This window comes from Enterobacter sp. DN, from assembly GCF_046054285.1.
Lineage (GTDB): Bacteria > Pseudomonadota > Gammaproteobacteria > Enterobacterales > Enterobacteriaceae > Enterobacter > Enterobacter hormaechei_C.
Map to the genome: position 1 here is coordinate 64,416 of NZ_JBJJTG010000011.1, position 21,462 is coordinate 85,877.

General features: G+C 55.1%; 17 protein-coding genes and 1 pseudogene. 11 read left to right on the forward strand and 7 right to left on the reverse strand.

Translation table 11 applies throughout. The features are described 5' to 3' along the window. Window positions 1-17 precede the first annotated feature (17 nt). From ACJTMZ_RS20150 to ACJTMZ_RS20160, 3 genes and pseudogenes are all read right to left on the reverse strand, one after another. Entirely contained in the window at window positions 18-512 is a 495-nt protein-coding gene (locus ACJTMZ_RS20150) for a molybdopterin-dependent oxidoreductase (RefSeq protein WP_032652666.1), read from the reverse strand. 384 nt (window positions 513-896) lie between these two features. Further along, window positions 897-2,681 (reverse strand): annotated as a pseudogene (locus ACJTMZ_RS20155) (diguanylate cyclase). Between the two features lie 114 nt (window positions 2,682-2,795). Continuing rightward, a complete protein-coding gene (locus ACJTMZ_RS20160; RefSeq protein ID WP_017383139.1) occupies window positions 2,796-3,905 on the reverse strand; it encodes an AI-2E family transporter in 1,110 nt (369 codons plus the stop codon). Between the two features lie 157 nt (window positions 3,906-4,062). On the opposite strand from ACJTMZ_RS20160, the gene mmuP reads away from it, so the two are divergent. The 6 genes from mmuP to tauD all read left to right on the forward strand — a co-directional run bounded on the left by mmuP (window position 4,063) and on the right by tauD (window position 10,017). Next, the gene (mmuP, locus tag ACJTMZ_RS20165; protein WP_023303171.1) at window positions 4,063-5,463 is read left to right on the forward strand and encodes an S-methylmethionine permease; all 1,401 of its coding nucleotides are present in this window, start codon (window positions 4,063-4,065) and stop codon (window positions 5,461-5,463) included. Further along, on the forward strand, window positions 5,450-6,382 hold the full coding sequence (mmuM, locus tag ACJTMZ_RS20170) for a homocysteine S-methyltransferase (protein ID WP_015571328.1): 933 nt from the start codon (window positions 5,450-5,452) through the stop codon (window positions 6,380-6,382). The genes mmuP and mmuM overlap by 14 nt, the downstream gene beginning before the upstream one ends. A 222-nt stretch (window positions 6,383-6,604) precedes the next feature. After that, entirely contained in the window at window positions 6,605-7,567 is a 963-nt protein-coding gene (gene tauA, locus ACJTMZ_RS20175; protein ID WP_032652671.1) for a taurine ABC transporter substrate-binding protein, read from the forward strand. A gap of 10 nt (window positions 7,568-7,577) precedes the next feature. Beyond that, entirely contained in the window at window positions 7,578-8,345 is a 768-nt protein-coding gene (gene tauB, locus ACJTMZ_RS20180) for a taurine ABC transporter ATP-binding subunit (RefSeq protein WP_045344607.1), read from the forward strand. After that, window positions 8,342-9,169, forward strand: coding sequence for a taurine ABC transporter permease TauC (tauC, locus tag ACJTMZ_RS20185; RefSeq protein ID WP_047718012.1), 828 nt, complete (start codon window positions 8,342-8,344; stop codon window positions 9,167-9,169). Before tauB ends, tauC begins: the two co-directional genes overlap by 4 nt. After that, complete coding sequence (gene tauD, locus ACJTMZ_RS20190; protein WP_017694443.1) at window positions 9,166-10,017, forward strand: taurine dioxygenase; 852 nt, start codon at window positions 9,166-9,168, stop codon at window positions 10,015-10,017. The genes tauC and tauD overlap by 4 nt, the downstream gene beginning before the upstream one ends. A 79-nt stretch (window positions 10,018-10,096) precedes the next feature. Here the strand turns inward: tauD and ACJTMZ_RS20195 are convergent, their stop codons facing one another. Beyond that, the gene (locus tag ACJTMZ_RS20195) at window positions 10,097-11,797 is read right to left on the reverse strand and encodes a lysophospholipid acyltransferase family protein (RefSeq protein WP_017383146.1); all 1,701 of its coding nucleotides are present in this window, start codon (window positions 11,795-11,797) and stop codon (window positions 10,097-10,099) included. A 128-nt stretch (window positions 11,798-11,925) separates the two neighbouring features. Then, entirely contained in the window at window positions 11,926-12,900 is a 975-nt protein-coding gene (gene hemB / locus ACJTMZ_RS20200) for a porphobilinogen synthase (RefSeq protein ID WP_015571323.1), read from the reverse strand. Between the two features lie 452 nt (window positions 12,901-13,352). Here hemB and ACJTMZ_RS20205 point away from each other — a divergent pair, with 452 nt between their 5' ends. Further along, complete coding sequence (locus ACJTMZ_RS20205; protein WP_408626973.1) at window positions 13,353-16,127, forward strand: autotransporter outer membrane beta-barrel domain-containing protein; 2,775 nt, start codon at window positions 13,353-13,355, stop codon at window positions 16,125-16,127. 89 nt (window positions 16,128-16,216) lie between these two features. Next, complete coding sequence (locus ACJTMZ_RS20210) at window positions 16,217-16,843, forward strand: helix-turn-helix domain-containing protein (RefSeq protein ID WP_015571320.1); 627 nt, start codon at window positions 16,217-16,219, stop codon at window positions 16,841-16,843. 2 nt (window positions 16,844-16,845) lie between these two features. On the opposite strand, the gene ampH is transcribed toward ACJTMZ_RS20210, so the two are convergent. After that, on the reverse strand, window positions 16,846-18,006 hold the full coding sequence (ampH, locus tag ACJTMZ_RS20215) for a D-alanyl-D-alanine-carboxypeptidase/endopeptidase AmpH (RefSeq protein WP_003859164.1): 1,161 nt from the start codon (window positions 18,004-18,006) through the stop codon (window positions 16,846-16,848). Window positions 18,007-18,357: 351 nt separating this feature from the next. Here ampH and sbmA point away from each other — a divergent pair, with 351 nt between their 5' ends. Beyond that, a complete protein-coding gene (gene sbmA / locus ACJTMZ_RS20220) occupies window positions 18,358-19,578 on the forward strand; it encodes a peptide antibiotic transporter SbmA (RefSeq protein WP_032652682.1) in 1,221 nt (406 codons plus the stop codon). Window positions 19,579-19,590: 12 nt separating this feature from the next. Continuing rightward, window positions 19,591-20,688: a DUF1615 domain-containing protein gene (locus ACJTMZ_RS20225; protein ID WP_017383149.1), complete on the forward strand. Its 1,098-nt coding sequence runs from the start codon at window positions 19,591-19,593 to the stop codon at window positions 20,686-20,688. On the opposite strand, the gene ACJTMZ_RS20230 is transcribed toward ACJTMZ_RS20225, so the two are convergent. Further along, window positions 20,689-20,991, reverse strand: a complete 303-nt coding sequence (locus ACJTMZ_RS20230; protein WP_047057897.1) for a DUF2755 family protein — start codon at window positions 20,989-20,991, stop codon at window positions 20,689-20,691. A 248-nt stretch (window positions 20,992-21,239) separates the two neighbouring features. On the opposite strand from ACJTMZ_RS20230, the gene ACJTMZ_RS20235 reads away from it, so the two are divergent. Continuing rightward, entirely contained in the window at window positions 21,240-21,461 is a 222-nt protein-coding gene (locus ACJTMZ_RS20235; protein ID WP_015571318.1) for a DUF2754 domain-containing protein, read from the forward strand. Window position 21,462: the final 1 nt, after the last annotated feature.

Here is a 21,462-nt window from a genome sequence, read left to right on the forward strand (position 1 = left end):
TATGTTCTCCTGAACTACTATTCAATCTTCATTTTGCTGACCTGCCATGCCGATCGCGAGTAATAAATCTGATTATTGAGTTCAGGAAGACTGTCATAAGGGTAGACGATGAATGACGGACCTTTATCGCGGATGCGCATATATTCGCCATTGACCTTTAAAGCCAGGATGGCGTTGTATTTCTGGAAGTCGCTGAGAGGGATGACGGTCGTGTAATCATTGAGTGCAACCACATTCAGGACAGAACCCTTTGCACCCACATACTCCATGAGTTTGCGCATCGGGATACCCTCAAACTTCGTGCGGCCATTATACCAGGGAGAGGTCGTCTGGAAACTCACCATCCCCAGTTTTTCAAGGCTGGCAATATCAAAAACGGCTTTTCCATTTTCGTTCGTATTTTCTATATTACCGGTAATGGTTAAAATGGGTTTGCCCACAGGTTTTGGCAGTTCGCCAGCCCAGCCTAAACTTTGTACCAAAAAGCAGCACAGCATTAGGATTATTCGCATATTAGCCTCCTCTTTTTTCACAGAAGTATAAGAATTATAAGTTATTTATCCTATAAGTTTGTCTATTTTGTTGAACGCCACGTCTTTTTGCAAACGCTACTTGATTAAAATCATAAAAATCAAAACGATAGCGGTTTTTTGCCTCGTGATTGCAGACCGCTGGCTGGAGCTTACGTTTTTTAAAACATAAAAAGTCAGTGTAATAAGCCACCCGAGTTTAAAAAATGATCGCTTTGATTTATTGATATATTTACGCACCCCCATTTTTTATCAATGGTGGCATCGTTAAGATTGATTTATTTGTACAAAGAATGATAACGCACCCTCAATGTGAGGGAATAAGAGAGTGCGAGTACCTCTGACGTCATTTGCACTGAGTTTCGGTTAACCCGTCTCCAGCATACTGAAACTGACGATCCGCGAGCGCCCCAACTCTTTCGCCCGGTAAAGCGCCACATCTGCTGCGCGCAGCAGGTCGTCGCTTTGGGTGTGCTGCGGGTAACTGGCGATCCCGATCGACACATCCACCGGGCCAATCTCAGCAAGCCCATAGCGCAGCGACAGCGTATGGACGCCGTTATAAATCTCCGTTGCGCAGGCGTGAGCCGCTTCCTCATCCGCACCCGTTAGCAGCACCAGAAACTCTTCGCCACCAAAGCGGAAGGCCAGGCCGGCATCGTGCACGGCACGCTGAACAATTGTCGCCACGCTCTTAATCACATGATCGCCAGCCTCATGGCCGAAGCGATCGTTAATGCTTTTAAAGTGATCGATGTCGATCATCATGCAGCTCACCGGCTCATCATTGCGCATTGCCTGAGCTATCTGAGTGCGCAGGGTATCTTCCAGGTGGTGGCGGTTACGCAAGCCGGTGAGCGGGTCGAATAGCGCTTTTTCCAGCAGGGCATCGCGCAGACGCTGGTTGGCCAGCGCCAGACCCAGGGCTTCCGCCATTAATTCGAGATATGCGCGGGACGGCGCCGTTTCAGGCGTGATGTTCTGAAACGACAGCAAACCAATGGCTTCCCCCTGCGCAATGAGCGGCACGCACAGTGAGCTGTCTTTTTGTGATTCAGGCAGATGCTGGCAACCGATATCCGGCTCGCCGTTGACCGGTGGGTGGCTCTGACCACGGCGTATGGCCCAGCATTGATCGGGGTGGAAAGCATTTTTTTCTCCCTGTGGAGATAACCATTCCGCCGCACAGCGCATCTCCCACGGGTTTCGATCCAGGATATACAGACGTCCGGCGATACCCGGCGCAATGTTGGGAGCAAACAGCTCTGCCACCTCAATCACGTCGCTGACGTTCTCGCACCCCTGCAAGCGCTGGGTCATTCGCGCGAGCAGCTCGCGGATGGCCCAGTCTGCGTCGCGTTCTTTTTCAAGCCGCTGCCTTGCCAGCCCGTTCTCGCGGAAAATGCGAATGGCCTGCGCCATATCGCCTATCTCATCGATCTGGTTGAAATTGGGCGTTTCGACGCCGTAATCCTGTGAGGCCAGGCGGTGAACCACATCGCTGAGGCGCACTACCGGGCGCAGCACGCGGTGCTTGAGAATAAAGCCCATCACGAATAAGAAGAGCAGGGCGGTCAGGCCGACCATCACCTCTGAGGCGGTACGCAGCGTTTTCGACGTGTTGGTCGCCGCCTGGACATCGGCAATAATGCGCTTATCCAGCAGCATACGAAAATGGTCAATCTTGCTCTGGGCGCGTTCCGTTTCAAGTTCGTAGATTTTGCCGAAGAGTAACGCAATGGCCTGTTGTTCCTCACCCCGGGCGACGCTGGCAATTGCTGCCTGCTGTTCATCCTGTAGGCCATCAACAATCTTCAGCCCTTCATACAGCAGCGCCAGCTCTTCGCCCGTTGCGCCCGTATCTTTTAACTGTCCCACTTTGTGTTCAATATTCTTCAGTTCACCTTCTTTCGCCTAGTACGCTTTCAGCACATCGGGCTCTTTTTTGATGGCGTAAAGGCGCGCTAAATCGGAGAGCATCCAGGTTTCTGCTTCAATCTCTTCCGTAAGCTGGTCAAAAATTTGTCGTTGCTTAACAGCCTGACGCTCTACGTTGTCGGCATGGGAAGCCATCAGCATGACGATACCGGAGGCAATGGTCAGGCACACCGTGACACCATAGGCCCAGTTTGTGATCGTGGCGATTCGCACCTGTTGGATCCTTCTACGACAAATGTGGAAGAGCGTTCATTTCAGATTATAGAAAACCCCTGATTTATCGCGAAAAAAAAGGCGGCACAGGGCCGCCTGACAAAACGCGTTTCGTTAGAGATCCGGAGGGTTTTTTCCCTCTTCGATAAAGTCTGCGTCCAGCTCCTCGGCGTTGCCTGCGTGGTCGCGGCCGGAGAAGAGGTTCCAGCAGGCGATAAACAGGGCGGCAATCAGCGGCCCAATCACAAAACCATTAATGCCGTACAGCTCCATACCGCCGAGCGTGGTGATCAGTATCAGGTAGTCCGGCATTTTGGTGTCTTTGCCCACCAGCAGCGGACGTAAAAGGTTGTCCACCAGCCCGACGATAATGACAAAAAAGCCCACAATGAACAGACCCTGCCACAGCTGGTGAGTGGCAAACAGGAAGATCGCGGCGGGAACCCAGACGATAGCCGAGCCGACGGCGGGCACCAGGGAGAGGAACGCCATCAGCGCTCCCCACAGTACGCTACCGTCAATACCGACGATGGCAAAGGCGATACCGCCAAGCGTACCCTGAACCACCGCCACGACCGCCGTACCTTTTACCGTGGCTCGCGAGACGCCGACAAACTTAGCGAACAGGTGCTGTTTGGCGAAGTCAGACAGCGGCAGCGAGTCGAGGATCTGGCGCACCAGATAGGGCCCGTCTTTGAGCAGGAAAAACAGTAGGTACAGCATAATGCCGAAGCTAATAGCAAAGCCGAACGTCCCTTTACCAATCAGGAACGCGCTTCCCGCCAGATACTGTCCACCCTGTAACGCGACATCGGAAAGCTTTTTCTGAATCTGCGCGGCGTTGGTCAGGTTGTGATCCGCCAGGAAGCCGCTGGCCCAGTCCGGCAGGCGATTGAAGATACCGGCGATGACTTCCGGGAACTGCGTGTTGTTCTGTTGCAGCTTGGTGTAAACCATGTTCAGTTCCACCGCGAGCGAGGAAAGGATCACCATCAACGGAATAAACACGATCAGGCAGATAATGCCGAGTGTAAGGAGGGAAGCCAGCCCGTTGCGATCGCCCAGCGCGGTACGCAATTTGTTTTTCACCGGGTTGAAAATGATGGTCAGGATCGCGGCCCACAGAATCGCCGAGAAATAGGGTGACAGCACGTCAAAGAAAGCCCAGGTAACAAGGGCCAGGATGAGAATAAAGAAACCTTTGGTCAGTCCGTTAAATCGCATAGTGAGTCCTGGTGAAGAAGAAACTGTGTCGACTATAGAACTGATTTAAAGATTTACCAATAATTGCGCCGAAGTCGTGCCGGGTGGCTTTTTGTTAACAATCGCGGTATAACACCCTTCTTTGGATGTTTAGATGTCCATACGTTTAGAAGGTAATATGCAAACAGAACAACAAAACGGGCAGCTTAAGCGCACCATGAAAACCCGTCACCTGATTATGCTCTCGCTGGGGGGCGTTATCGGCACAGGGTTATTCTTCAATACCGGATACATCATTTCGACAACCGGCGCGGCGGGCACGCTGCTGGCGTATCTTATTGGTGCGCTGGTGGTCTGGCTGGTTATGCAGTGTCTGGGCGAGCTTTCCGTAGCGATGCCGGAAACCGGCGCGTTCCACGTCTACGCCGCTCGTTATCTCGGCCCGGCGACAGGGTATACCGTGGCGTGGCTCTACTGGCTAACGTGGACAGTGGCGCTGGGATCGAGTTTTACCGCAGCCGGGTTCTGTATGCAGTACTGGTTCCCGCAGGTTCCTGTCTGGACGTGGTGCGTCGTCTTTTGCGTGGTGATTTTTGCTCTTAACGTCATTTCCACGCGCTTCTTCGCCGAAGGGGAATTCTGGTTCTCGCTGGTGAAAGTCATCACCATCATCGCCTTCATTATTCTCGGCGGGGCGGCGATCTTCGGTTTTATCCCGATGCAGGACGGTTCACCGGCGCCGGGCTTAAGCAACATTACTGCCGAAGGCTGGTTCCCGCACGGCGGTCTGCCGATCCTGATGACCATGGTGGCGGTCAACTTTGCCTTCTCCGGAACGGAGCTTATCGGCATCGCGGCAGGAGAAACGGAAAACCCACACAAGGTTATTCCGGTTGCTATTCGCACCACCATCGCCCGGCTCATCATCTTCTTTATTGGCACCGTATTTGTGCTGGCGGCGCTGATACCGATGCAGCAGGCTGGCGTGGAGAAAAGCCCGTTCGTGGTGGTGTTTGAAAAGGTCGGCATTCCGTATGCGGCGGATATCTTTAACTTCGTGATCCTGACGGCGATCCTCTCGGCGGCGAACTCGGGCCTATACGCTTCTGGCCGTATGCTGTGGTCTCTGTCTAACGAGAAAACGCTGCCGCGCTGCTTTGCCCGCGTCAACAAAAACGGCGTGCCGCTGACGGCGCTCTCCGTTTCCATGCTGGGTGGCGTGCTGGCGCTGTTCTCCAGCGTGGTCGCGCCGGATACGGTGTTTGTGGCCCTGTCAGCCATTTCCGGTTTTGCGGTGGTGGCGGTGTGGATCAGCATCTGCGCGTCACACTTCGTGTTTCGTCGCCGTCACGTGCAGTCCGGGCAGCCACTTTCGGCGTTGCAGTATCGCGCGCCATGGTATCCGCTGGTGCCCGTGCTTGGCTTTATCCTCTGTCTGGTGGCCTGCGTCGGCCTGTGGTTTGACCCCAGCCAGCGTATTGCCCTTTATTGCGGGCTTCCGTTTGTCGCCCTGTGTTATGGTGCGTACTACCTGACCCGAAACCTGACCACGCAGGAGCCTGAACATGTCGCAGAATAATCCGCTTACCGCCCTCCTTGAAAACCAGCCGTTTGTCGTGCTGGATGGGGCGATGGCAACGGAGCTGGAAGCGCGCGGTTGTAACCTTGCCGACAGCCTCTGGTCGGCCAAAGTGCTGATGGAAAACCCGGAGCTGATCCGGGACGTGCACCTCGACTATTACCGCGCGGGGGCACAGGTGGCGATCACCGCCAGCTATCAGGCCACGCCTGCGGGCTTTGCCGCACGCGGGCTCGACGAGGCGCAATCCCGGGCGTTGATTGGCAAAAGCGTAGAGCTGGCACGCAAAGCGCGGGAAGCGTACCTGGCAGAGAATGCGCAGGCGGGCACGCTGCTGGTGGCGGGGTCGGTAGGGCCGTACGGCGCGTACCTTGCCGATGGCTCTGAATATCGCGGCGATTATGTGCGTCGCGCTGAAGAGTTCACCGCGTTCCACCGTCCCCGCGTGGAGGCGCTGCTGGATGCGGGCGCGGATCTGCTGGCCTGTGAAACGCTGCCTTCTTTCCCGGAGATTAAGGTGCTGGCGGCGATGCTGACGGCGTATCCTCGCGCCCGGGCATGGTTCTCATTTACCCTGCGTGACAGCGAGCATCTGAGTGACGGGACGCCGCTGCGGGATGTCGTTTCTGCGCTCGAAAGCTATCCACAGGTTGTCGCGCTGGGGATCAACTGTATCGCGCTGGAAAACACCACCGCGGCGCTGACGCATCTGCACAGCCTGACGTCGCTGCCGCTGGTGGTCTATCCGAATTCCGGCGAGCATTATGATGCGGTGAGCAAAACCTGGCATCACCACGGTGACGCCTGCGAGACGCTGGCGGGGTATTTACCGCAGTGGCTGGATGCTGGTGCGAAGCTGATTGGCGGCTGCTGTCGCACCACGCCGCAGGATATTGCTGCGCTGACGGTTCAGCGCTGAGGTCTTTGCCGGGTGGCGGCTGCGCCTTACCCGGCCTACAAATTGCACGAACCGTAGGCCGGGTAAGCGCAGCGCCACCCGGCGAAACAACCGCACAAAATTCACTATCCTTTCCCGCTTTTTTTCTAAAAACGAATCGTCATTAGCGATTCTTTTTTATTCCTTTATCAAAATTCTCGCGCCGGAAATACTGCCCTCATAACAACAAGGGGAGCAGACATTATGGCAATTTCATCGCGGATCACACTTCTCGGCGCACTGGCGCTGTGGGCATTTCAGGCGCAGGCGGTGGACGTCACCGTCGCGTATCAGACTTCCGCTGAGCCGGCGAAAGTCGCGCAGGCGGACAACACCTTTGCCAAAGCGAGCGGGGCGAATGTCGACTGGCGCAAGTTCGACAGCGGCGCGGCGATTGTGCGGGCGTTAGCCTCGGGCGATGTGCAGATTGGCAACCTGGGCTCCAGCCCGCTGGCGGTGGCCGCCAGCCAGCAGGTGCCGATTGAAGTCTTCCTGCTGGCGTCGCAGCTCGGAAATTCCGAAGCGCTGGTGGTGAAGAAAACTATCACGAAACCCGAAGATTTGATCGGCAAACGCATCGCGGTGCCGTTTATCTCCACCACGCATTACAGCCTGCTGGCAGCGCTGAAACACTGGGGCATTAAGCCGGGCCAGGTGCAGATCATCAACCTGCAACCTCCGGCGATTATTGCCGCCTGGCAGCGTGGCGACATCGACGGAGCATACGTCTGGGCGCCCGCCGTCAACGAGCTTGAAAAAGAGGGCACCGTGCTGACCGACTCCGAAAAAGTGGGGCAGTGGGGCGCGCCAACCCTTGACGTCTGGGTCGTACGTAAGGACTTTGCCGAGAAACACCCTGAAGTGGTGAAAGCCTTCGCCAAAAGCGCCATCGACGCACAGCAGCCATACATCAGCAACCCGGATGAATGGCTGAAACAGCCCGCCAACCTGGAGAAACTCTCACGTCTGAGCGGCGTGCCGGAAGCTGACGTGCCGGGGCTGGTAAAAGGCAACACCTATCTGACGCCTGTGCAGCAGGTCCAGCAGCTGAACGGGCCGGTGAGCAAAGCGATTGTCGATACTGCCACGTTCCTGAAAGAGCAGGGCAAAGTACCTGCGGTGGCGGCGGATTACAGCCAGTTCGTGACCGATCGCTTCGTGAAATAAGGGGGCTGCAATGCTGAACATTACAAACCTGTCTGCCGATTACGGCGGCAAACCCGCCCTGGAAGAGATCAACCTGACGCTGGACAGCGGTGAACTGCTGGTGGTGCTGGGACCGTCCGGCTGCGGGAAAACGACGCTGCTGAACCTGATCGCCGGGTTTGTACCGTATCAGCACGGCACGATCCAACTGGAAGGGAAACGGGTAACGGGGCCGGGCGCAGAGCGCGGCGTGGTCTTTCAGAATGAAGGACTACTCCCGTGGCGAAACGTGCAGGAAAACGTTGCATTTGGTCTGCAACTGGCCGGTGTAGCGCGTGAACAGCGCCTGAAAACGGCGCGCGATATGCTGAAAAAGGTCGGGCTGGAGGGGGCTGAAAAACGCTTTATCTGGCAGCTTTCAGGCGGGCAGCGTCAGCGCGTCGGGATCGCCCGTGCGCTGGCGGCTAACCCACAGCTGCTGTTGCTGGACGAACCTTTCGGGGCGCTGGATGCCTTCACCCGCGAGCAGATGCAAACCCTGCTGCTGCGCCTGTGGCACGAAACCGGCAAGCAGGTGCTGTTAATCACCCATGATATCGAAGAGGCCGTGTTTATGGCGACGGAGCTGGTGCTGCTCTCACCGGGGCCGGGACGCGTGCTGGAGCGCCTGCCGCTTGACTTTGCCCGCCGCTATGTGGCGGGAGAGCCGGTACGCAGCATCAAATCCGATCCGCTGTTTATTGAACAGCGTGAATACGTCTTAAGCCGCGTGTTTGAGCAACGGGAGGCGTTCTCATGAGCATTGTTTTCAGTGAAAAAACGCGGCGGACGCGCCTTGCATTACGCTGGCCGTTCTCTCGCCAGCTCTCCTTAAGCGTCGGCACGCTGGTGGTGTTGTTGGCGGTATGGTGGGCGGTTGCCGCGCAGCAGTGGATCAGCCCGCTGTTTCTGCCCCCGCCAGGTCAGGTTCTGGAAAAACTGATTACTATCGCCGGGCCGCAGGGCTTTATGGATGCCACGCTCTGGCAGCATTTAGGCGCCAGTCTGACGCGTATTCTGGTGGCGCTGCTGGCGGCGGTCATTATTGGCGTTCCGGTGGGGATCGCGATGGGACTGAGCCCGACGGTACGCGGCATTCTCGACCCGCTGATAGAGCTTTACCGTCCCGTCCCGCCGCTGGCTTACCTGCCCCTGATGGTGATCTGGTTTGGCATCGGCGAGACGTCAAAGATCTTACTGATATACCTGGCGATATTTGCGCCGGTAGCCATGTCGGCCCTGGCTGGCGTAAAAAGTGCGCAGCAGGTACGCATACGTGCGGCGCAGTCGCTCGGCGCCAGCCGCGCGCAGATACTGCTGTTCGTCATTTTACCAGGCGCGCTGCCGGAGATACTGACCGGGCTGCGCATCGGCCTTGGGGTGGGCTGGTCTACGCTGGTGGCGGCAGAGCTGATAGCCGCCACGCGCGGCCTTGGGTTTATGGTGCAGTCGGCGGGAGAGTTCCTGGCGACTGACGTGGTACTGGCAGGGATCGCGGTGATCGCCGCGATTGCCTTTGGATTAGAACTGGGACTGCGCGCGCTACAGCGTCGCCTGACGCCCTGGCATGGAGAAATACAATGAGTGAACGACTGACCATTACCCCGCTGGGGCCATATATTGGCGCGCAGGTCTCGGGCCTGGACGTAACCCGTCCGCTGAGCGATAACCAGTTTGAGCAGCTGTACCACGCGGTGCTGCGTCATCAGGTGGTGTTCCTGCGCGAACAGGCCATTACCCCACAGCAGCAGCGCGCGCTGGCCCTGCGTTTTGGCGACCTGCATATCCATCCGGTCTACCCGCATGCGGAAGGGGTGGAGGAAATTATCGTGCTGGACACCCATAACGATAACCCGCCCGATAATGACAACTGGCACACGGACGTTACCTTTATCGACACACCGCCAGCCGGGGCGATTCTGGCAGCAAAACAGCTGCCGGAAACGGGTGGGGATACGCTATGGGCCAGCGGGATTGCCGCGTTTGAGGCGCTCTCCGCGCCGCTCCAGACTCTGCTGAGCGGCCTGCGGGCGGAGCATGACTTCAAAAAATCGTTCCCGGAGTACAAGTACCGCAAAAGCGAAGAGGAGCACCAGCGCTGGCTGGATGCGGTCGCAAAACATCCCCCGCTGCTGCACCCGGTGGTGCGTACCCATCCGGTGACGGGCAAACAGGCGCTGTTTGTGAATGAAGGGTTTACCACGCGTATCGTGGACGTAGCGGAAAAAGAGAGTGAGGCGCTGCTCGGCTTCCTGTTCGCGCACATCACCAAACCGGAGTTCCAGGTGCGCTGGCGCTGGCAGGAGAACGATCTGGCGATCTGGGATAACCGCGTCACGCAGCATTACGCCAATGCGGATTACCTGCCGCAGCGAAGGATTATGCAGCGGGCGACTATCCTGGGGGATAAGCCGTTTTACCGTGCGCCTTGATTGCCGGGTGGCGGCGTTGCCTTACCCGGCCTACGTTTAATTGTAGGCCCGGTAAGCGCAGCGCCACCGGGCAACGGAGCTAAAGGTGTGCTTCTATATACCGCTGATAGCGGTTTGCCTTCAGATAACACAGATCCACCAGCACCAGCCCGTCGATACAGTTATTGAACGCCGGATCGCTGCCGAAATCGATAAACTGCACGCCGCCGGGTTCGCATAGCTCGGAATACTGTTTGTAGAGCGGCGGGATGCCGCAACCCAGGTTGCCGAGCAGGGATTTCAGCTTTGTCAGGTCATCCACGTAATCCACTCCGCCAAACTGTGCCAGCACGTCCGGAAGTGAGGCCGGGTAGGGTTGACGCGAGGCGGCTAGGGGATGGCTGGCCGGAAACCAGAGACGATAAAACGCCACCAGCAGATCCCGTGCGGCTGGCGGTAAGCCGCCGGAGATGGACACCGGACCAAACAGGTAACGGTAATGGGGATAGCGTGCCAGATAGGCGCCAATGCCTGACCACAGATAGTCCAGACCGCGACGCCCCCAGTAGCGCGGCTGTATAAAGCTGCGCCCCAGCTCAATGCCGTGCTCCAGTATGTCCTGCATTTTTTCGTCGTAGTGGAACAGGCTGTAACTGTACAACCCCTCGACGCCGCGCTTTTCCACCTGCATGGCCGTTGGCATAAAGCGGTACGCGCCGACAATTTCCAGGTCATCGTCATCCCACAGAATGAGGTGCAGATAGTCATCATCGTAGCTGTCCGTATCCCGGCGCTTCCCGCTGCCTTCCTCCACGGCACGAAAGGCAATCTCGCGCAGCCGCCCAAGCTCGCGCAGCAGAGGCGCCTCTTCCTGCCCGTTGCGCTGCCAAAGATAGATGGCCTTACCATCGCTGGTTTTGCCCAGACACTCGGCCTGCGCCAGTTCGCGCTTGAGCGTCGCCCTGTCTTCCGGGCGGGCAATGGCGCACTGGGTTTTAAAGACGCCAGGCAATCCCTTGCCAAGACGTATCACGTGCTGACGACACTGCTCGGCCATCTCACGCGATGAAAGGGTAGAACTAAACCGGTCATTCCAGGCAATCTGCTGGCCGATTTTGATCGGCAGCTGACTGTGACGGCGGCGAAACATCTGTTGCATCAGCAGCAGCATGGATACCGTTGGCGAGACCAGGGTACTGGCATAAAACAGCAGGCTGTTGTGCGCCTGGATATGTACCGGGAGTAGCGGCACCCGTAGTTTGCCGGCCAGCTTGATAAAGCCCGGATGCCATTTTTTATCGCGGATGCCTTTGCGCGTTGGGCGGGAAACTTCGCCCGCCGGAAAGAAGATCAGCACGCCGGCGTTTTGCAGGTGCTGCTCCATCTGTATCAGCGAGGATTTTGCGGTTCTGCCGCCCATATTATCTACGGGAATAAATAATGAACTGAGGGGCTCAAGGTGGGACAGCATCCTGTTGGTAACAACCCTCACGTCGCGGCGCACGCGGGAAACGGCATACAGCAGCGCCAGCCCATCCAGGGTGCCGGTGGGGTGGTTCGCTATCACAATGAGTGGGCCGTGTTCGGGGATTTGTTCGAGGTCGCGGGCGGAAACGGAGCAGTGAATATCAAGGTGTTCCAGTACCTGCTCCACCATATCCAGCCCTTTCAGGTGACGGTGGCTGGCGGCAAACTGCTGAAATTCGTCTTCGTGAAGCAGTCTTTTTAACAGACTTTTTTGCCAGGGTGCGGGCCTCGCCTGAGGCCAAAGGTCATCAAGAACGCTGTCGAGACTAAACATTGATCACTCCTCCTGCCGTCTTGCCCAGACAGTAGAAGGAGGAGATGTCGTTTGTATTGCAGTTTGGTGAAGATTAGCGCAGAGAGCAGGCCGGGTAAGGCGAAGCCGTTACCCGGCGCTAAAGCGGATTAACGCAGAATTTTCTTCTCAGCCAGATCCAGCGCGAAATAGCTGAAGATCAGATCCGCGCCCGCGCGTTTGATCGCCCCCAGGCTTTCGAGGATCACTTTCTCTTCGTCGATGGCACCCGCCTGCGCGGCGAATTTGATCATCGCGTACTCGCCGCTCACCTGGTAGGCGCCCAGCGGCAGTTCGGTGCGTTCGCGAATGTCGCGCAGGATATCCAGGTATGCGCCAGCCGGTTTCACCATCAGGCAGTCAGCGCCCTGGGCTTCATCCAGCAGAGACTCACGAATCGCTTCGCGGCGGTTCAGCGGGTTCATCTGATAGGTTTTACGATCGCCTTTCAGCGCCGTGCCGGCTGCTTCACGGAACGGGCCGTAGAAAGAGGAGGCAAATTTGGTGGAATAGGACATGATGGCGGTGTCGGTGAAGCCCGCAGCGTCCAGCGCCTGACGGATCGCCTGTACCTGCCCATCCATTGCCGCAGAAGGCGCAATGAAATCCGCACCCGCAGCGGCGGCAACTACCGCCTGCTTGCCCAGATTCAGCAGGGTCGCATCGTTGTCCACGCCGTGATCGCACAGCACACCACAGTGGCCATGAGAGGTGTATTCGCAGAAGCAGGTATCGGACATGACGATCATCTCCGGCACACTCTCTTTGCAGATGCGCGACATGCGGGCGACGAGGCCGTCTTCTTTCCAGGCATCGCTGCCGGTCGCGTCAGTGTGGTGGGAGATACCGAACGTCATCACCGAGCGGATGCCCGCATTCGCAATGCGTTCGATCTCGCGGGCCAGATGCTTTTCAGGAATGCGCATCACGCCCGGCATCGCGTCGATGGCTTTGTAGTCATCGATCTCTTCTTCAACAAAAATCGGCAACACCAGATCGTTTAAGGTCAGTGTTGTCTCTTCAAACATGGCGCGCAGTGCGGGAGACTTGCGCAGGCGACGGGGACGTGCAATTAAATCGGTCATGGTATGCCTGATGTTTGTGGAACAAAGAGGTATAGTGTACCTGAAAGCAGGGAGCGGTGTTTTACTAAAGTTGTCTTTTAGATTTTTGAAATCGACTAATATTCGCTGTATGTATTTTGTCTATATTATAAAGCTTATTCTGGTGTTCAGTGTGATATGTAATATTGGTGAGGTTTCTATATTGGTTCGGGATTATAAATATTAATGATTTATTGCTTTTTATTATATGTGCCGAAGCAACTAAAGTAGTTTGCAATCAGTTGAATTTATAATATTTATTCATAATGATTGATATTGTCCTGGGTTTACAAGCTTATTTGTCTGAATACGGACTTAATGGAATCATTCATTGAACCTTTTCGAAGTGAAACTGCATAATTCCTTCCGCAATTTAATGTTGCTAAATGATTTGATGGACAAACTTGCTTACGTCCCTGAGGAGGGATGACCCAATGCAAACATGGAAAAAGAAACTGGTTGTATCACAACTTGCATTAGCCTGCACACTGGCTATCGCTTCTCAGGCCAATGCGAAAGATATATCCGGCACAACATATAATACTTTTGGCTATGACAATACCGCGTCCACGCCCTGGTATTATGGTTATGCTGACTGGGATTATTCAGATGCCACACATGATGGTGACATTTATCCAGTCATCAATAAATCAACCGTAAACGGAGTTATTTCGACATACTATCTGGATGATGGTGTCAATGGCCGTGCGAACGCGTTGAGTATTTCTAACAGCACCATTAACGGCATGATCACGTCAGAGTGTATGACCACGACGTGTGCAGATGGCGTGGATACTGACGGTACCACTCATACCCAGTATGATCGTTTTAGCCTGACTGTTGATAACTCCACCATCAACGATACCTACGAGCATTACGCCTACGATGTCGTCAATGGTGAAACCACTGAAACGCATTATCTGGACACCTATGGTCTGGGTAACGCGATCACGCTGGACGTTGAATCTGATATCGTTATTCAGAACAACTCCCATATCGCGGGCATCACGCTGACGCAGGGTTATCAGGAGCTGGATAACACGCCATACGACGGTGTTGAAGGGGTTGCTAACAGCAGCAATATCTTTACCGATACGCTGGTGGTGAAAGATTCTGTGCTGACCTCTGGTGCGTACAGCGATCTGGGTACCAGTGGCTTCTACGGTCAAACGGCGAAGCCGAGCGACTACGGTGAAACCAACGCCACGGCTGCGGATGATGCGGCGCTGATCGTTGTTGCTGGCGCGTCTGATAACGCTATGCAGACCACCGCTACCTTCGATCACTCTACCATTACCGGCGACATCCTTTTCGCCAGCACCTTTGATAACAACTTCTACGAGAATGGCGATCCGGCAACGGATACCACCGATGACGGCGTCTATAACCCAACTACCAACGGCTGGGATGATACCGACAAGCTGGATGTCACGCTGACCAACGGCAGTAAATGGGTGGGTGCCGCGCAGTCCAGCGTTGAAGCCATCGGCACGGCGCAGATGTATGGTGAAGGCTACAGCGATGTAGACTGGCACACGCTTTCTCCAAACAGCATCTGGCCTGATTCTACCTTTGACAGCAACGGTCATGTTGCAGGTGAAGAAGTTTATCAGAGCGGCCGGTTCAACGTGGCGCTGGATAACGGTTCCGAGTGGGATACCCGTAAGATCTCCAACATTGACGCGCTGACGGTGAACAACCAGTCTCAGGTCAATGTTGAAAACTCCGGCCTGCTGGCAGATTCCATCACCCTGACCAATGCGTCTAGCCTGAATATTGGCGACAGCGGTGGTGTGGCTACCGACAGCCTGTATCTGGATAGCTACAGCCGTGCTGCACTCACTGAAGAGACAGCTGAGCTGTATGCCAACACCATTACCGTGGACAACGGTGCAGAGCTGGCGCTGGGTCTGGGTCAGGTTGATACGCACAATATGGTGCTGACCGATGGCGGTGTGCTTAACGTTGCCAGCCGTGATTATGTGCTGAACAGCGACCTGAACAACGCACGCTATATCACCAACGATCGCTCTAAAGCGGGCTACGACTATGGTGTTGTCGCGCTGAACTCTGACGGCCATCTGGCGGTGAACGGTGACGTTGCCGGTAACTATAAAGTGCGCATCGACGATGCGACCGGCGCAGGCTCCGTAGCTGACTACGAAAACAAAGAGATCGTTCGCGTCTATGACAATAACGCGGATACCGCTGCCAGCTTTACTGCGGCAAACAAAGCCGATTTAGGTGCTTATACCTATCAGGCGCAGCAGAAGGGCGACACCGTTGTTCTCCAGCAGGAAGAACTGACTGACTACGCCAACATGGCGCTGAGCATTCCTTCTGCTAATACCAACATCTGGAATCTGCAACAGGATACCGTGGGTACCCGTCTGACCAACAGCCGTCATGGCCTGGCAGATAACGGCGGCGCATGGGTGAGCTATTTCGGCGGCAACTTTGACGCGGATAATGGCACCGTTAGCTACGATCAGGACGTAAGCGGCATTATGGTAGGTCTGGATACTCAGATCGACGGTAATAACGCGAAGTGGATTGTCGGTGGTGCGGCTGGTTTCGCGAAGGGTGATATCAGCGATCGTACTGGTCAGGTCGATCAGGACAGCCAGACTGCGATGATCTACGCGTCGGCGAAGTTCATGAACGACATCTTCCTCGACAGCTCCCTGAGCTACACCCGCTTCAACAACGACCTCTCTGCTACCATGAGCAACGGTCAGTATGTTGACGGTAATACCACGACTGACGCCGTTGGTTTCGGGATGAAACTGGGCTATGACTGGAAACCAAACCTGTCTGGCTACGTCACGCCTTACGCGGCGATCTCTGGCCTGTTCCAGTCCGGTGATGACTACCAGCTAAGCAACGACATGCGTATCGATGGTCAGTCTTACGACAGTATGCGTTATGAACTCGGCGTGGATGCAGGTTATACCTTCAACTACGGCGGCGAGCAGGCATTAACGCCTTACTTCAAACTGGCTTACGTGTATGACGATGCCGACAACAATGCTGATATCAACAATGACAGCATTGATAACGGCGTGGAAGGCTCTGCGGTTCGCGTGGGACTGGGCACTCAGTTCAGCTTCACGAAAAACTTCAGTGCTTACACTGATGCGACTTATCTGGGCGGCGGCGACGTTGACCAGAACTGGGGAGCAAACCTGGATGTGAAATACACCTGGTAATATAGAAAGCGCGGGGGATTTTTCCCCCGCTTTTTTATGTGTTTTAAAAATTATAAAGAACCGACATATACAGATGACTTGAGGTATGCATGAACGTTAATGCGAAGCCACTTTCTGAATTAAGCCGGCTCATAAAGTGTCTGGAAGTCGCCGGTACCCCATTTAAGATCGAACCACAACAATTAATAACTACCGGCAATAATGATGATGAACCATTGACCGTTGTCATACAATCCGGCCTGACGGCCGTCCACCGTAAATCAGACGAATTACTTATGGGTATTGCGCGGGCACCGTATATCCACGGTTTAAGCGCATGGATAAATGAAAACTATCTTGAATATTCTTTGATGGCACAGACGCCTTGTACCGGATTTTATTTACCGGCATCTGACGCGTACCAGCTTATTCAGGACGCGCAACTTTGGCAAGAGGCTTTCTGCTGGCTGTCATGGCTTAACCATTTATTGGGAAAACGTGATATGCAGCTGGTAGGAAATAACTCCTATAGCCAAATTCGGGCGATGCTGATCAATATGGCCGAGTGGGATGACACGCTACGTTCAAAAATTGGTGTTATGAATCATATTCAGCGTAGCACTCGTATTTCTCGTTCGGTCGTTGCTGAGGTTCTGGCGGCGCTGCGGCAGGGGAACTACATCAATATGAGCCGGGGCAAACTGATCAGTATCAACCGTTTGCCCACGGACTATTGAGATCAGTTAGAGGCCGTAAGCACCTGCGCTTTATTGGCGCTCAGCTCGGCCACCAGATTATTTACGCCATCACTCATATTCACGAAGCGTGTATTTGGCGACCGGGTGACCACCACAAAAGCGCCTACGTTTGATTGCGGAATCATCGCCATGTAGGTGATGAATCCGCCACCTCCACCGGTTTTTTGAATAATCCCCGGTCGGCCATCTTTTGGCGCCATATACACCCAGCCCATGCCGAGGGCATCGGCTTTACCTGGAACATCCATGCCAATGACGCGTCGTAGCTGAGCACGCTGGTAGATGAGCGTCTGCATTCGGTCGGCCTGATTGCTGCGCGCGTAAAAATCCGATGAGAGGAACTGTTGCATCCAGCGCATCATGTCGCCAGGCGTAGAGTAAACGCCACCGCTGCCAATGGCGGCCAGCGTGTTATTGCACGGGCTGGCCCCTTTTTCCGCCACCATCAGACGCTTGCACTGGTCCGGGGAGGGGGTGTAAGTGGTATCTTTCATCCCGAGCGGACGCGTGATCTGCTCTTCAAACAGTTGAGGGTAGGGCTTACCCGACGCCGTCGCTAAAGCGTCGGCCAGCAGATCAAACGCCAGGTTAGAATAGCCGGCCTGCGAGCCCGGGGCCGATTTCAGGGTTGCTGTGCTCAGGTAGTTCCAGCGTTGCTCGCGGGTTGGCCAGACAAAGACAGGGCGATGCGCAGCGCCACCGGGCTGTTCTCGCGGCAGGGCGCTGGTATGGGTCGCCAGATTCACCAGTCTGATCGGCGTTCCCTGATATGTCGGAACGCGAGCGCCGGGCGGTGCATATTTGCTGAGCGGATCGTCGAGTTTCACCACGCCCTGATCGAGCAGTTTCACCAGCATTTCGCTGGTCATCAGCTTGGTTATCGATGCGACACGGATAACGGAATCCAGCTGCGGACGAACGTTATTTCCCGGTCGTGTTTCACCGAAGCTGCGAAACACCCGCTGGTTACCGTCGATCACGACCAGCGCCATTCCCGTCGCACCGCTGCCGTAATAAATAAGGTTCGCGTAGCGATCGGCAATGTCAGAGGCAAGAACCGGGGCCGTCAGAGGCTGTGCTGCCTGGGCGGTGGACAGGCTCACCGCACACAGCGCGGCGATAGAGAGCAGACAACGTTTCAACGAAAAGCATCCATCAAGTGAATAAGGAAAGTTACGGGTAGTTATACTACTAATCGGCGTCGGGCAATGGCCCGATTTGCATAACGATAGCGAGAAAAACGTAACCGTGGGTAAATTTGAACAATTTACTTGCGGCGTGGCTCCCATTTTGTGACATCGACCGTATGATAGACGCTACGATCGCTGTTGCGAATGAAACGCACCGAAACAATTCCTGAAAACTGTGAAGCGAACTAATAATTCACCCGCAGGTCTCACTTTTTTGCCTGAGCCGGGAGGCTGGCACAGGCAAGGTTTCGTGTGGCGATATGTTGAACACAGCAACAGCCATAACAACAAGAAGGAAGCACAATGTTTAAGTCTTTTTTCCCAAAGCCGGGGCCCTTTTTCCTGTCGGCATTTATTTGGGCACTGCTGGCTGTCATTTTCTGGCAGGCCGGTGGCGGCGCGTGGCTGATCCGTCTTACGGGGGCAACGGGCGATATTCCCATTAGCGCAGCGCGCTTCTGGTCCATGAGCTATCTGCTTTTCTACGCTTATTACGTGCTCTGCGTAGGGCTTTTTGCCATGTTCTGGTTTGTCTATTCTCCTCACCGCTGGCAATACTGGTCGATTCTCGGCACGTCGTTAATTATCTTTGTCACCTGGTTCCTGGTGGAAGTGGGCGTAGCGGTCAACGCCTGGTATGCGCCATTTTACGATCTGATCCAGACGGCGCTGAGTTCGCCGCATAAAGTGACCATTAACCAGTTCTACCATGAGGTGGGGATCTTCCTCGGCATCGCCCTTATCGCCGTGGTGATTGGCGTGATGAATAACTTTTTCGTCAGCCACTATGTGTTCCGCTGGCGTACCGCGATGAACGAACACTATATGGCACACTGGCAGCACCTGCGGCATATCGAAGGTGCCGCACAGCGTGTGCAGGAAGACACCATGCGTTTTGCCTCTACTCTGGAAGATATGGGCGTGAGCTTTATCAACGCCATCATGACGCTGATCGCCTTCCTGCCGGTGCTGGTGACGCTCTCGTCGCACGTTCCGGAGCTGCCGATTGTCGGCCATCTGCCATACGGCCTGGTGATTGCTGCGATTGTCTGGTCGCTGATGGGAACGGGGCTGCTGGCGGTGGTGGGGATCAAGCTGCCGGGGCTGGAGTTTAAAAACCAGCGCGTGGAAGCGGCCTACCGTAAAGAACTGGTGTATGGCGAAGACGATGCCAACCGTGCGTCACCGCCTACCGTGCGTGAGCTGTTTGGCGCCGTACGTCGTAACTATTTCCGCCTCTATTTCCATTACATGTATTTCAATATCGCGCGCATTCTTTATCTTCAGGTTGATAACGTTTTCGGGTTGTTCCTGCTGTTCCCGTCCATCGTTGCGGGTACGATTACGCTCGGTCTGATGACCCAAATCACCAACGTCTTTGGTCAGGTTCGCGGTTCGTTCCAGTATCTGATCAGCTCCTGGACTACGCTGGTGGAGCTGATGTCCATCTACAAACGTTTACGCAGTTTCGAGCGTGAGCTGGACGATAAGGACGTGCAGGAAGTCACCCATACATTAGGTTAAAAAGGAATTGCTATGCCATTTGCCGTACCACGTGCATTACCGCTGACGTTACTCGCCGCTTTCGTGCTGGCGGGCTGTGCCGAAAAAGGGGCTGCCCCGCTCAAAGAAGGGGAGAAGCCCGTTGATGTGGCGAGCGTGGTGCGGCAAAAAATGCCCGCCAGCGTGAAGGATCGCAGTGAGTGGGCTGATGCGCTGGCCGCGACCTTCAAAAGCCAGAAGATCGCGCCTACCGAGGAGAATATCTGCTCGGTGCTCGCGGTGGCGCAGCAGGAATCGATGTATCAGTCAGATCCTGTAGTGCCTGGCCTGAACAAAATCGCCTGGAAGGAGATCGACCGCCGGGCCGAATCGATGCATATCCCGGTTTTCCTGGTGCATACCGCCCTTAAAATCACCTCGCCAAACGGTAAAAGCTACAGTGAACGGCTGGATACGGTGAAAACCGAGAAACAGCTTAGCGCCATTTTCGATGATTTCATCAATATGGTGCCGATGGGGCAGAAGCTGTTTGGCTCGCTAAATCCGGTGCATACCGGCGGTCCGATGCAGGTCAGTATCGCATTTGCGGAAAAGCATACCGACGGCTATCCGTGGGATATCGACGGTACGGTACGTCAGGAGGTCTTCTCCCTGCGCGGTGGGCTGTGGTTTGGGACGTATCACCTGCTGAATTATCCGGCCAACTACGATAAACCGCTGTATCGCTTTGCCGACTTTAACGCGGGCTGGTATGCCAGCCGAAATGCAGCCTTCCAGAATGCGGTAAGCCGCGCCAGCGGTGTGAAGCTCGCTTTGGACGGCGATCTCATTGCTTACGGCAGCAGTGAGGCCGGGACCACCGAACGTGCGGTGCGAAAACTCTCGACGAAGCTGGAGATGAGCAACAGCGACATTCGCCGACAGCTGGAGAAGGGCGACAGCCTGGCGTTTGAGAAAACGGATCTGTATAAGCAGGTCTTTGCGCTGGCCGAGAAGAAAAGTGGAAAGGCTTTACCCAGAGCCATTCTGCCAGGCATTCAGCTGGAAAGCCCGAAGATCACGCGTAACCTGACGACCGCCTGGTTCGCGAAACGCGTGGACGATCGTCGGGCACGCTGTATGGGACTGTAATCAGTGGCGGTTGCGCAAGCGCAGGACAAGGGCAATCACGCCCAGAACCATGCTGCCCGCGAGGAAGGGAATGAGTCCAAATACGGTGCTCACGCCTAAACCGATTTCAACGCGCGGGCGGCCTGTATCCTGCACCTGCATCAGATGCTCATACACGCCAGGGGCATGCACCAGCATATTCAGCAGTTGGGTTCCTGCCCAGAAACAAAACAGAACAAACAGGGCATAGGCGATATTCCCCGCCGTGGAGGTTTTTGGTTGTTTTCCGCCAAAAATCGGTTTCGACAATGTAAAGTCTGCCATAAGACCTCCCGATAATATCACTCTGTTTTAATACGCGTCGTACAGGGTGAGTGTGACAGGTCATAGCATTTGTCAATATCAGAATCGTGGGAAATTCGGCTCAGGATTTCTCCTGGATTGTCGATTTCTGCATCACGTCACAAATTGATAACATAAGTGAAACTGCGCTGCATTTCAGAATTTACGTATCCGCCACAGACGCCTTTATCAAACTGTGAGAGGATAGTTTTTTTTCTGCCGGAGTTGTCATGAAGCTCACTTCCAAATTACGCCGTGACTGGCATTACTACGCCTTTGCGATCGGGCTGATCTTTATTCTCAACGGTGTTGTCGGGCTGCTGGGATTTGAAGCGAAAGGCTGGCAAACCTATGCGGTTGGGCTGGTGACCTGGGTAATCAGTTTCTGGCTGGCGGGATTCATTATCCGCCGTCGTCCCGATGAGACGACGACGGCAGAGAAAGCCGACTAAG